Consider the following 13,251-nt stretch of genomic DNA (forward strand, 5'->3'; position numbering starts at 1 on the left):
CATATCATGAAGCTTATCAGGCTCCCAGCCCTTTCAGATAACTACATTTGGTTACTTTGTGACGAGAACAAGCATTGTGTCATTATCGATCCCGCTGAATCACAACCTGTTATGGATACTTTAGCAGCTAACCAACTTATTCCCATTGCTATCCTGTTGACACACCATCACCACGATCACGTTGGCGGTGTTGCTGCGCTACTTCAGCAATATCCAACATTACCTGTATATGGCCCGGAAGAGACTCAAAGTAAAGGGGCAACTCACGTTGTTCATGAAAATGATCTTATTGTGACAGGTAATTTTTCTTTTCAGGTTCTTGCCCTACCGGGTCATACCCTTGGACATATTGCTTTCTATCAGGCCCCTTATCTATTTTGTGGGGATACCTTGTTTTCGGCGGGTTGTGGCAGGCTCTTCGAAGGTACCGCTGAACAGATGTTTTCTTCCCTTGAGAAAATTGCCTCGCTGCCTGATGAAACGTTGATCTGTTGCGCCCATGAATATACTGCCGCGAATATGAAATTTGCGCTGGCTGTATTACCTGAAAATCAGGCTATTAACGATTATCATAAGAAAATTATCGAGTTACGTGAAAAAGAACAGGCAACCGTCCCTACCACATTGAAAATAGAGAAAAAAATTAACGTTTTTCTAAATTGTCACGATATTGATTTACAAAAAAATATCGGTATTAAACCTAATTCAATACCACTTTCTTCTGTTTTTCAGCAATTAAGGGCCTATAAAGATCGATTTTGACTTTTTCGGGTTGTCTTCTGCGTAATAGGTCAGTATGATTGCTCACCTTTTAGGCAAACATCAAAGCAGAATATGAAGACAAAAGCGATCCTATTCGCATCTGTCTTGCTTGCCGGGTGTCAGTCGGGGCTACAACCAAAGTCCCCTTCCCAGCAGCATACACAGAAGATGTCTTCGACGAATCAGAAAACAAACGGTATTGCAGTACCAGAGGAAACTGCAAACTGGAAGGAGAGTCCGACAGCTCAACAAGATTTGTGGGGACATATCCGTGATGAGTTGAAGATGGAAATTCCTGATAATAACAGGGTGCGTGAACAGCAGAATTATTACCTGAAACACAAGAGTTATCTCCAAAATGTGGCGTTACGCTCGGAACCATATATGTATTGGATCGTTGAGCAAATTGATCAGCGAAATATACCTATGGAAGTGGCCTTGCTTCCCATAGTGGAGAGTGCTTTTAATCCTCATGCGACATCTTACGCCAACGCGGTTGGCTTATGGCAGATTATCCCCAGTACAGGCCGGCATTATGGTCTGACGCAGGATAAATGGTACGATGCACGTCGTGATGTTGCGGCATCCACAACTGCTGCCCTGAATATGCTTGAGCGTTTGAATGTACGTTTTAACGGGGATTGGTTACTGGCTATAGCTGCTTATAACAGTGGTGAAGGCCGCGTTGCACGGGCAATCAGAGAAAATCAGTCTAAGGGAAAACCAACAGATTTTTGGTCATTAGATTTGCCACGTGAAACGATGCATTATGTTCCTAAGATACTGGCACTCAGTAATGTCATTCGTCAAAACGAAAAATATGGCTTTACATTACCGAAACCCAATATTCAGCAGGCACTTGCCAAAGTTGAGGTAGGGCAGCAAATCACGCTATCACAGGCTGCTGAGTTGTCGGGGCTTTCCCTGACTTCCATGAAAGCTTATAACCCCGGCTATAAGCAGGGCATGACCTCTCCTCATGGGCCGCATTACATTATGTTGCCAAAGGAGAATGCTGGTCAGTTTAAACACTCACTGGCAGATAAGAGTGTTTTGAAAGAGATTAGGCTGGCCGTTGCGAAAAATCTTCGTCAGTTACATCAACAAAGCCATTACACCGTTCGTTCAGGTGATACCTTATCTGCGATTGCAAAGCGATTTAAGACATCTCACTATCAACTACAGAAATTGAACGGTCTGAAGACCGCTGACAGGCTCAAAATCGGGCAGGTTCTGAAGGTGAATATCAGTGAACCGATTAAATATCAGGTTCGCAAAGGGGATTCTTTTACCAGCATTGCTAAACGGCATGGTGTAAATCTTAATGATCTGATGAACTGGAATAAGGGCATCAAGCTCAAAGATATGAAACCGGGTCTGGCGCTGACGCTGTATCTGAACTGATTTTATTTCCAACATATACATCCGATATACCCAATGGATTTCGAGTTGCATCACGGCGGCAAGGGAGTAAACCCCCAGGAGCATAGATAACTATGTGACTGGGGTGAGCGAGCACAGCCAACAAAGAGGCAGCTTGAAAGACGAAGGGTATAGATATCGCTCCCTGATCGAAAGACTGGGAGCGATTCTTTTTTGAAGTATACTCAGCTATACACAATGGATTTCAAGATGCGTCGCGGCGGCAAGGGAACGCATCCCCGGGAGCATAGATGACCGTATGTTTATAAAAACGGTGACTGGGGTGAGTGAGCGTAGCCAACAAAGAGGCAACTTGAAAGACGAAGTGTATAACCTCAAAACCAATAAAGGAATACTATCTTGTCATCATCTGATTTCGATAAAAATAATGTTCCAGATAGCTTTCAGGAAATATACAGCCAATTATTGCTCCCTGCTGGTTTCCGCCTGAATACCCCGCCCAGCAAAGAAAATGAAAGCCGTGATTATGAAGCAATGCGATTCATGCTGAATGGAAAATTAATCCTTTTTCGTCAGGCTAAAATCACTTCACATAAAATAGGGCAATTTGTTACATTATGGAAAAGGCCTTCCCCTAACGCAGAAATAATGCCATTAGATGCCCGAGATAATATTAATTTTTGCCTGATAGCCACTTTCACAGAAGATAAAAAAGGTATTTTTCTGTTTGATTCAGACGTTCTGATCAGGAAAGGTGTATTTTCTTCTGCACCGAAAGAAGGGAAAAGAGCTATTCGAGTATATCCTTCCTGGGATTTTCCCAATTCTAAACAGGCAATTCAAACCCAAAAATGGCAGTCATCTTATTTTATCAACTTAGATAACCAATTAGCTGCAATTGAGAAATTAAAGAATATATTATCCAACTAAAAAAGTAACATAGGTATATTATTGAAATGTAAAAATCATTTGAAATAACAATTAAACTTAGGTATACCAGTATCCTTCCCCAAATAAGGATGTCATACATGTATAAAAATGGTTATTTTGTTACAGCAGAAATTAGAGCTAAAGAAAATACAGATCTTAATGTCGTTATCAGAGAGTTAAAAATCTTACAAGAAAAAACACTATTAGAACCGGGGTGTGAAATATTCTTCATTCACCAATCAAACGAAAACCCAAACACATTTATCATGTGGGAGAAATTCACTAGCCCTGAAGCGTTAAAAAAACATTTTGAATATGACCATACTAAGTATTATTTATCACTCGACTTAACAGAAGTTATTCAGGTTTTTACTACCGATACGATTTAACTATACACAATGGATTTCAAGATGCATCGCGGCAGCAAGAGAGAGAATCCCCGGGAGCATAGATAACTATGTGACTGGGGTGAGCGAGCGCAGCCAACAAAGAGGCAACTTGAAAGACGAAGTGTATACATTCAAATACTCTACACTGCTAATATTATATAAGGAGTCTCTCATGGTTACTCGAATAAATTATTCCAGCCTCCCACAAGTGAAAGGCCCTTATGTGCATGCGGTAAAACATCAAGGCTTGCTGTATATTTCAGGGCTGACCGCACTGGGTACAGAGTCGCAACAGCATGGTGTTGAATCACAGACTCTTACTATTCTCCAACAAATAACATCCATTCTTGAACAAGAGAAATGTCACAAATCTGATCTCATCAAATTTACGATCTTCATCAAGGATATCAACCAGCTTCCGCTTATCCGTCCTTTATTATTTAACTTCTTTGAAGGGAATTTACCCGCGTGTTCTCTGGTAGAAATATCAAATCTTATTCATCAGGATTTGCAGATAGAAATTGAATCAGTTGTTGCTGTCAGAGACTGATTCATATTAAGCAGGCAGTAAATAGATAATCGGTTTATATTTACTATGCTGCCTTACTGTGCAATATAGTAAGGCAGCATATTTGTGTAGCCTAGTTTAAGTTCTCAGCCCTCTGCCGGATTCAATTAAATACCAAGCCAGTAGGTAAAACCCAAGTATAAATGCGCCCAGCATACCCAGTGTCATAGCCAGAGAAACATCCGCAATACCGAGGAAACCATAACGAAACCCACTGATCATATACACGATAGGGTTTAGCTTCGATACCATCTGCCAAAATTCCGGCAACAGCGTCAGAGAATAAAAGACACCGCCCAAATAGGTCAGTGGAGTCAGAACAAACGTTGGAATAATACTGATATCATCAAATGTTTTCGCAAAAATGGCATTCAGTAATCCAGCCAATGCAAATAAGATTGATGTTGCTAACAGAGTTATTACCACCATTCCCCATGAATGAATCTCTAATGGCACGAAAAACAGGGAAACCAGCGTCACCAAAATACCGACACACACACCACGGGCTACACCACCACCGACAAATCCGGCAATAATCACATGAGTCGGTACAGGAGCAACCAAAATTTCCTCAATACTGCGCTGGAATTTACCACTAAAGAAAGAAGAGGAAACATTTGCATATGAGTTAGTGATCACAGACATCATAATCAGCCCGGGAACAATAAACTGCATATATGTGAATCCCCCCATTTCACCAATACGGGAACCGACTAAGTTACCAAAAATAACAAAATAGAGAGACATGGTAATCACAGGAGGCAATAGTGTTTGCACCCAAATTCGACCAAAGCGAGTAATTTCCTTAATCCAGATGGTTTTCAATGCCACCCAATAAAGTTGGATCATGAGCGAGCTCCTTGGCTATTATTTGTCAACCCAACAAATAGCTCTTCCAAACGATTCGCCTTGTTGCGCATACTGTGAATCTGAATACCCTGCGTACTTAATTGGGAGAAAACATCATTTAGTCCCTGCCCTCGTTTCACATCTACTTCTAGCGTAGCTGTGTCAACCAAGCGATAGCTATAGCCTTCAAGCGTAGGCATGCTTCCTTCAGGTGCTAAATCGAGTAAAAATGTTTCTACCTCAAGTTGGCTGAGTAGATCTTTCATGCTGGTATTTTCCACCAGTTCACCATGTTGAATAATGCCAATATTACGGCAAAGCATTTCTGCTTCTTCCAGATAGTGAGTTGTCAGAATAATCGTGGTTCCCTGCTCATTAAGAGACTTCAAAAAGTCCCACATAGAGCGGCGTAGTTCGATATCAACACCTGCTGTCGGTTCATCCAGAATTAATAACTTTGGCTGATGCATCAAAGCGCGGGCGATCATCAGGCGGCGTTTCATTCCCCCTGACAGACGATTTGCCCGTTCATTGCGTTTGCCCCAGAGATCGAGTTGTGACAGATAGGTTTCCGCCCTGCTTTGTGCCACATTACGTGGTACGCCGTAGTATCCCGCCTGATTCAGCACAATCTGAATCACGGTTTCAAATGGGTTAAAATTAAATTCCTGCGGGACTAACCCCAGTTGCCGTTTAGCATTGACTAAATCCGTATCAATATCGTAACCGAATACATTAACCTTACCGCTGCTTTTATTGACCAGAGAACTAATAATGCCGATAGTCGTTGATTTCCCGGCACCATTTGGTCCCAACAGCGCGTAAAAATCTCCGGTTTCCACTCGCAGATCAATCCCACGCAGCGCTTTTACTCCACCGTTATAGGTCTTCGTAAGCTGCGTCAATTCCAATGCATAAGCCATAAGTAAACAACACCTTTATTTTTCTGCTATTTTTTGAGTGCAAGAGACAGATTATGCCATTCTTTTCCCTACACTTCTTTTCCATAATAGGGATCAACTCAAAAACATTACTCAATTAAATATTAAATTCTCAATTAATGTTGTATATGATTCTATCTCAAAAATGTTGCCAGGCTATTAGTCATGATGAGAAAAATTGAAGAGCTGTTTGCCCGGAACAAGCAGTGGTCAGAGTCTGTAAATGAAGAAAATCCTCATTTCTTCAAGGAATTATCAAAAGCACAAAAGCCACACTTTCTATGGATAGGCTGTTCTGATAGCCGTGTGCCTGCTGAAAAACTGATTGATGCTGCACCGGGTGATCTTTTCGTTCACCGGAATGTTGCAAATCTGGTTATACACACCGATTTAAATTGTTTATCTGTTGTGCAGTATGCTGTCGATGTTTTACAGGTTGAACATATAATCATCTGTGGTCATTACGGATGCGGTGGTATTGAAGCAGCAGTAAACGGAACTGAATTAGGTTTAATCAATAACTGGCTGCTCCATATTCGTGATTTGTGGTACAAACACAGCTCAATGCTTGGTGAATTGCCACCTAATGATCGACTGAATCGCCTGTGTGAGCTGAATGTGATTGAACAGGTTTATAACCTTGGTCATTCAACCATTATGCAATCCGCGTGGAAACGTGGACAAAAGGTCATGATACATGGCTGGGTATATGGTTTGAAAGATGGCGAACTGCATGATTTGGATATTACCGCAGACAGCCGTGAAAAACTGGAGCTTAATTACCGTCAGGCTATCTCTAAGCTGGCTCGTAAAAAGTAACAAGTTCGCGTAAAAATAAATGGCAGCCTTTGCTGCCATTTATTTACTACACCGGTACCTGTTTGCATTATTGCAAAAATTTACTCTTCCAGCAGAGTAACATGGCCGATATAAGGCAGATGGCGATAGCGCTGAGCATAATCAATGCCATAACCCACCACGAATTTGTCTTCAATCGAGTAACCGATCCACTCAACCGGAACATCAACTTCACGACGGGATGGTTTGTTCAGTAACGTACAAATTGCCAGAGAATTTGGTTCACGAAGAGACAGAATCTCACGGATTTTATTCAGTGTATTCCCGGAATCGATAATATCTTCAACGATTAACACATCTTTACCACGAATATCTTCATCCAGATCCTTCAGGATCTTCACATCGCGGGTAGAATCCATTCCATTGCCGTAGCTGGATGCAGTCATAAAATCCACTTCATGAGAAACCTGAATTTCACGGCACAAATCTGCCATGAAAATAAACGATCCTCTCAGCAGGCCAACCAATACCAGTTCACGATCGCTATTGCGATAATGTTCTGTAATCTGTTGCCCTAATTCAGCAATACGTTGTTTAACCTCTTGCTCGGAGATCATCACTTCTACAATATGTTTCAATTTCACATACCTATTTGTTTTAAAACAATAAACCCATCTTTAATTATGTGATAAATCACCAATATTGATACACCAAGTGATATACAGTTAGTCGCACGAAGACGGACACATAAGAAAACATGAGAACAAAATATTTGCGGAGTATACCAGAAGGAATCGATTGCGGTAAAAGAAGAAGCCAGACTTAGTACTCCAGCCGCAGCCCGCATTGTGTCATGATGGCCCTTCCCTTCTTTCTAACACTAAGAGGGGTCACATCAATTACGTAGGCTCAACGCATCGAAATACCAACGAACACATTGGGAATGATAACGGCGGAGCAGTGGAAACTGATTTGCTTGAACGCGTTCTGTTCTCACTCAAAAATAGGCCGCATAATGAGCGGCCTATCTTACTAATGTGTTCTCATCCCGGCACTGTACATTAATAATTTAAACAGTGTTGCAACGATCCCCAGGCTTAAGACACTCGCTAACCAGATAGTTATCATCCACCCCAGTTTCTTATACCAACGGGAATCATTCCGATTTTCTATCTGAGGTAAATGAAGATTAGTGATAGTTTTCACCTGATTTAACTTTTCCTCGGAAAACATAATAACTCCAGCTTGTGTAACCTAAGACAACGGGAATAATTAATAACCCACCCACTAACATAAACCCTTGGCTTTGTGGTGGAGAAGCGGCATCCCAGATGGAAACAGACGGTGGAATAATATTAGGCCACAGGCTGATACCCAAACCGGAGAAGCCTAAAAATATCAATAACAAGGTCAGGAAAAATGGCGCGTAGTGACCATAGTTATAAGCACTACGAACAAGGCACCATGTACTGGCTAAAACTAATAGCGGGACCGGTATCAAGAAGTAGAGATTAGGTAAACTAAACCAGCGCAAAGCAATATCTGCATGTGCCAAAGGTGTCCAGATGCTAATGACAGCAATGACAGCCAATAAAGCAAGAGCTAAATAAACGGTCAGCGAGCACATCTTACGATGCAACCGGTACTCGGTTTTCATTATTAACCATGAGCTGCCTAATAAAGCATAGGCAATAATCAATCCAAAACCACAAAATAGCGGAAATGGCGCAAGCCATGAGAGTGCGGAGCCACTAAAATGACGGCCTGTGATCTCAAAGCCATTAATCACCGCACCAACAGTAATCCCCTGACAAAATGTCGTTAATAGTGAACCACCAATAAAAGCACGATCCCAGAAAGCGCGATGTTCTGGTAGTGCTTTAAAGCGGAATTCAAAAGCAACTCCGCGGAAAATAAGCCCGACTAGCATCAGTGTCAGCGGAATAGTTAACGCATCAATAATAACGGAGTAAGCCAGTGGAAAAGCGCCATATAGCGCAGCACCACCTAATACCAGCCACGTTTCATTTCCATCCCATACAGGGGCGACAGTATTAACCATCACATCCCGTTCGGTAGGATCTTTGGTAAAAGGCAATATGATCCCGATACCCAAATCAAAGCCATCAGCAACAATGTACATCAGTGTGGCGAAGATAATGATGACAAACCAGATAATAGAAAGATCAATACCCATTCTGTTTTTCTCCACTAATCGGTTGCTGCATTTCAGAATGACTTGGAGATGCTATTTCTTCGGGTCCCTGTTTCACCAGACGCATCATATAAAAGTACCCAATGCCGAAAACAGAAAAATAGACCAGAATAAAGAGCAATAAACTTAAGCTCATTTGCATATCGCCGTGCGCTGAAACAGCATCTTTTGTACGCTGTAATCCATAGACCACCCACGGTTGTCGGCCAATTTCAGTCGTAAACCAACCAGCGAGAATAGCGATTAAACCAGAAGGCCCCATCAGAAGAACAAAACGTAAAAAAGCACGGGAGCGGTATATTTTCTGTTTTCTCCGCAGTAAAACACCGGCTACACCTAATAAAATCATCAGCATACCGAGACCTGCCATGATTCGGAATGACCAGAAAATAATGGTAGCGTTAGGCCTGTCTTCGGGAGGGAAAGACTTAAGAGCGGGAATTTGTTTTTCCAGACTGTGGGTCAGGATAAGGCTACCCAGGTAAGGAACTTCCAGTGCATATTTGGTTTTCTCTTCATTCATGTCTGGTATACCAAATAAGATCAGTGGCGTTGCTTCACCTGATGTATTACTCCAATGTCCTTCAATAGCCGCAATTTTTGCTGGCTGATGTTCAAGGGTATTCAGTCCATGTGCATCACCGATAACCGCCTGAATGGGAGCAATAATTAAAATTAACCATAACGCCATAGAAAGCATTTTACGTACTGGAGCTGTGTCCTTTCCACGCAGCAGTAGCCAGGCCGCACAGGCTGCGATAAACAAGGCACTGGCAAGGAATGCACCGACAGACATGTGTAATAAGCGATAAGGAAATGAAGGATTAAATATTATTTGTAACCAGTTATCAGGAATAACAATACCATTTTCGATGTGATATCCCTGAGGTGTTTGCATCCAACTGTTTGAAGAGAGGATCCAGAAGGTAGAAATAATAGTTCCTACTGCCACCATGCAAGTGGCAAAAAAGTGCAGTTTTCTGCCGACCTTATTCCAGCCAAATAACATAATGCCGAGGAAGCCAGCTTCAAGAAAGAAGGCGGTAAGTACTTCATAAGTCAATAACGGGCCTGTAATGCTACCGGCAAATTGTGAAAACCCACTCCAGTTTGTGCCGAACTGATAGGCCATAACCAAACCGGAAACAACCCCCATCCCAAAGTTAACGGCAAAAATTTTTATCCAGAAGTGGTATAGCTTCAGATAACTTTCCTCTTTTGTTTTTAGCCATAAACCTTCTAGGATTGCAAGAAAACTGGCTAGGCCAATGGTTAAAGCCGGAAAGATAATATGAAATGATACAGTGAAAGCGAATTGGATTCTGGCAAGATGAAAAGCGTCTAGTCCGAACATAACGCCTCCATCAGCATTAATATATGTGCGATGATATTTTTCATTATTTATTTTACCTTATTGTTAGTTTGTTCTTTAATAAAAACAAACCTCAATATTGAGGTTTTATAATATCTACCAATAGAAATTATAAAATTAACTTTTTAATGAGCAGGTGACTTCCATTAATACATTAACCAAAATTCTCCTTTCGTTATTTATCATTTTCAATATTCATTGAACCCAATAACACCAATATATATTAAGTCATATAACGCCATGCATTTTTGTTACATTAACATTTATGCACTCCATTAATTTACAAGTGTTTTTTCAATCCCTTTTCTTTATTTTATAGTGATACGTATTTTTAACGCATTGTATCTCAGAGTCAAATAAATTAAGTTTATCGAATGATAGATGGTATCTATGATAAAGATAAGTCAAAATCATTTTGGTTGACTTCACAAATATCTTGTTCTAATGTTTCTAAGGAACAGAAAAGAGTGTTTATATTTAAAACCTTCTCAAAAGTAAATTTAATATTTTTTATTCATTTTTTTGTAAAGCAAAGTTAATATTTACTTATCTTTTTATATATGACTTATCTTTTTTATTTTGTAATATCTATTCGTTGATATACCTATCTCGATTCAAATATTCACCTGCATATTTTTATAAAAAAGATTATTAATAAATGTTAGGAATGTAGATATGAGTAAAAATAAATCAACCGTGCCGGGTGTACATCCTTACCATGGCCCCGCGGGCGGATGGGGAGCATTAAAAGCAACAGCAACTGCTGTTCGTACTCAGATGGACGCTTTTGTTGCGCCAAAGACCTTGCTAAATACTAACCAACCCGACGGTTTTGATTGCCCCGGATGTGCCTGGCCTGATAAAGAACACAACTCTACATTCCAGTTTTGTGAGAATGGCGCAAAAGCTGTGACGTGGGAAGCCACCAAAAAACGTGTCACTCCTGAGTTTCTGGCTGAAAATACCGTGAGCACTTTACTGGAAAAATCAGATTACGAATTGGAAGGATATGGGCGTTTAACTCATCCACTGGCTTATGATGCTGCCACAGATACACTGGTTCCTGTTTCGTGGGAAGCTGCATGCCGTCGTATTGGTGAAATTTTAAGAGAAATACCATCACCTGCTGAGGTCGAATTTTACACTTCAGGACGAGCTTCAAATGAAGCTGCCTATTTATTTCAGCTCTTTGCCAGAGAATACGGCACAAATAATTTCCCGGATTGCTCCAATATGTGCCATGAACCCACCAGTGTGGGGCTGCCTCAATCCATTGGTATTGGTAAAGGCACTGTTTCATTAGATGACTTTGATAAAACTCAGCTGATTATTTCTATCGGTCATAACCCCGGGACTAACCACCCACGAATGATGGGAACACTGCACGAGGCTGCTCGCCGTGGTGTGCCTATAGTGGTGTTTAATCCACTGCGTGAACGCGCATTGGAACGTTTCACCGATCCGCAAAATATGATTGAAATGGCGACCTATAGCTCAACGAATATCGCCTCTTCTTACTATCAGGTAAAAGCGGGGGGTGATGCAGCAGCGCTGAAAGGCATCATGAAAGTCTTATTGGAATGGGATGAAAAACGCGGGAATATTCTCGATCATGAGTTTATTGCAACACATACCATGGGATTTGATGCCGTCAAAAAAGAGCTACGCGGTACTTCCTGGCAAGATATTGAGAATGAAAGTGGCATTTCTCAAGCCGATATTGAAAATGTCGCGCTGTTGTACGCTAATTCAGATGCGACCATCGTCACTTATGGTATGGGAATAACTCAGCATAATAAAGGAACCGCGAATGTCCGGTTAATTGCCGATTTGCTGCTCATGAAAGGCAATATCGGCAAATCCGGGGCTGGAATATGCCCACTGCGTGGCCATTCTAATGTTCAGGGTAATCGCACCGTTGGTATTACAGAAAAACCGTCGCCAGAATTCTTACAAAAACTGGAAGAAGTCTTCGGGTTTAAACCTCCTTATGAACACGGGCACGATGCAGTTAAAGCGATGCAGGCGATGGTGGACGGGCGCGTGAAGGCACTGCTTTGTCTTGGCGGGAACTTTGCCGTGGCATTACCTGATCCTGAATTATCATTTTCAGCAATGAAAAAACTCGACTTAAGTGTACATATCGGAACTAAGCTTAATCGTTCTCATTTACTGGTGGCGAAAGAAACCTTTATTTTACCTTGCTTAGGTAGAACTGAATTAGATATTAGGGAGTTAGGGCGTCAATCCATTACGGTCGAAGATTCCATGTCAATGGTTCATGCATCATCGGGAAAATTAACGCCAGCATCACCACTGTTAAAATCAGAGCCTGTTATTGTGGCTGAAATGGCAGCAGCCACTTTACTGCATAGTAAAACACCATGGTTACGCTATACCGAAAGCTACGATCTTATCCGTGATTTGATTGAGAAAACTATTCCTGGATTTGATAACTATAATCAGCGCATCCGGACTCCGGGGGGATTTCGTATGCCATTGCCACCAACAGAGCGCATTTGGCCAACACCAACGGGCAAGGCGATGTTTTCTGTGTTTAAAGGAGTGAAAGAAAACGCAGATGTGCTGGGTGAAGATGTGTTGCGTCTAATGACTATTCGTAGCCATGACCAATATAATACAACCATTTATGCATTAGATGATCGTTACCGTGGAGTATTTGGACGACGTGATGTGCTGTTTATGAATGATGTTGATCTGAAAGCCCGTGGTTTAAAGCACGGGGATAAAATCATTATTGAAACAGTGAGCAAAAACAGAAAGTTACTTCTCAAAGATATCACCGTTATTTCATTCAGTATTGCTCCGGGCACTGTTGCTGCTTATTATCCAGAAGCGAATGTTTTAATTCCATTAGATTATATTGATGAAGAAAGTGGTACACCTTCTTATAAATCAGTGCCAGTAAGAGTTTTTTCTCAGCAGGAGAAACCCGCTTAATTACTGAAAGTCTTTTTCAATGAAAATAGTCGCACAATAATACGTGCGACTATTTTTCTCGTGAGCTTAATTCTTTATTATTA

Annotated in this window: 13 protein-coding genes; 7 read left to right on the forward strand and 6 right to left on the reverse strand. The window is 41.3% G+C overall.

The genetic code is table 11. The features are described 5' to 3' along the window. Positions 1-6 precede the first annotated feature (6 nt). The 5 genes from gloB to AACS90_RS21495 all read left to right on the forward strand — a co-directional run bounded on the left by gloB (position 7) and on the right by AACS90_RS21495 (position 4,014). Positions 7-762, forward strand: coding sequence for a hydroxyacylglutathione hydrolase (gene gloB / locus AACS90_RS21475; RefSeq protein WP_099121446.1), 756 nt, complete (start codon positions 7-9; stop codon positions 760-762). Positions 763-834: 72 nt separating this feature from the next. Further along, positions 835-2,166: a murein transglycosylase D gene (gene mltD, locus AACS90_RS21480; RefSeq protein ID WP_099121447.1), complete on the forward strand. Its 1,332-nt coding sequence runs from the start codon at positions 835-837 to the stop codon at positions 2,164-2,166. Between the two features lie 378 nt (positions 2,167-2,544). Beyond that, on the forward strand, positions 2,545-3,075 hold the full coding sequence (locus AACS90_RS21485) for a MepB family protein (RefSeq protein ID WP_099121448.1): 531 nt from the start codon (positions 2,545-2,547) through the stop codon (positions 3,073-3,075). A gap of 98 nt (positions 3,076-3,173) precedes the next feature. After that, positions 3,174-3,464 carry a putative quinol monooxygenase gene (locus tag AACS90_RS21490; protein WP_193757167.1) on the forward strand — a complete coding sequence of 97 codons (291 nt, stop codon included), beginning with the start codon at positions 3,174-3,176 and terminating at the stop codon, positions 3,462-3,464. A gap of 172 nt (positions 3,465-3,636) precedes the next feature. Continuing rightward, complete coding sequence (locus AACS90_RS21495; protein WP_099121450.1) at positions 3,637-4,014, forward strand: RidA family protein; 378 nt, start codon at positions 3,637-3,639, stop codon at positions 4,012-4,014. 96 nt (positions 4,015-4,110) lie between these two features. Here the strand turns inward: AACS90_RS21495 and AACS90_RS21500 are convergent, their stop codons facing one another. Both AACS90_RS21500 and AACS90_RS21505 read right to left on the reverse strand, forming a co-directional pair. Further along, entirely contained in the window at positions 4,111-4,881 is a 771-nt protein-coding gene (locus AACS90_RS21500; protein ID WP_099121451.1) for an ABC transporter permease, read from the reverse strand. Continuing rightward, the gene (locus tag AACS90_RS21505) at positions 4,878-5,804 is read right to left on the reverse strand and encodes an ABC transporter ATP-binding protein (protein ID WP_099121452.1); all 927 of its coding nucleotides are present in this window, start codon (positions 5,802-5,804) and stop codon (positions 4,878-4,880) included. The genes AACS90_RS21500 and AACS90_RS21505 overlap by 4 nt, the downstream gene beginning before the upstream one ends. Positions 5,805-5,987: 183 nt before the next feature. Between AACS90_RS21505 and can the strand changes: the two genes are divergently transcribed. Then, positions 5,988-6,641: a carbonate dehydratase gene (can, locus tag AACS90_RS21510; protein ID WP_099110459.1), complete on the forward strand. Its 654-nt coding sequence runs from the start codon at positions 5,988-5,990 to the stop codon at positions 6,639-6,641. A gap of 80 nt (positions 6,642-6,721) precedes the next feature. Here can and hpt read toward each other — a convergent pair whose 3' ends face one another. The 4 genes from hpt to AACS90_RS21530 form a co-directional block, all read right to left on the reverse strand. Then, complete coding sequence (hpt, locus tag AACS90_RS21515; protein ID WP_099110457.1) at positions 6,722-7,258, reverse strand: hypoxanthine phosphoribosyltransferase; 537 nt, start codon at positions 7,256-7,258, stop codon at positions 6,722-6,724. A gap of 394 nt (positions 7,259-7,652) precedes the next feature. Then, complete coding sequence (locus AACS90_RS21520) at positions 7,653-7,853, reverse strand: DUF2474 domain-containing protein (protein WP_099121453.1); 201 nt, start codon at positions 7,851-7,853, stop codon at positions 7,653-7,655. Continuing rightward, positions 7,810-8,817 carry a cytochrome d ubiquinol oxidase subunit II gene (gene cydB / locus AACS90_RS21525; RefSeq protein WP_099121454.1) on the reverse strand — a complete coding sequence of 336 codons (1,008 nt, stop codon included), beginning with the start codon at positions 8,815-8,817 and terminating at the stop codon, positions 7,810-7,812. The genes AACS90_RS21520 and cydB overlap by 44 nt, the downstream gene beginning before the upstream one ends. After that, positions 8,807-10,189, reverse strand: coding sequence for a cytochrome ubiquinol oxidase subunit I (locus AACS90_RS21530; protein ID WP_099121455.1), 1,383 nt, complete (start codon positions 10,187-10,189; stop codon positions 8,807-8,809). The genes cydB and AACS90_RS21530 overlap by 11 nt, the downstream gene beginning before the upstream one ends. Positions 10,190-10,882: 693 nt before the next feature. Here AACS90_RS21530 and AACS90_RS21535 point away from each other — a divergent pair. Further along, positions 10,883-13,168: an FdhF/YdeP family oxidoreductase gene (locus AACS90_RS21535; protein ID WP_099121456.1), complete on the forward strand. Its 2,286-nt coding sequence runs from the start codon at positions 10,883-10,885 to the stop codon at positions 13,166-13,168. The last annotated feature ends 83 nt before the right edge of the window (positions 13,169-13,251 follow it).

The organism is Xenorhabdus sp. KK7.4 (genome assembly GCF_963876465.1).
Lineage (GTDB): Bacteria > Pseudomonadota > Gammaproteobacteria > Enterobacterales > Enterobacteriaceae > Xenorhabdus > Xenorhabdus stockiae.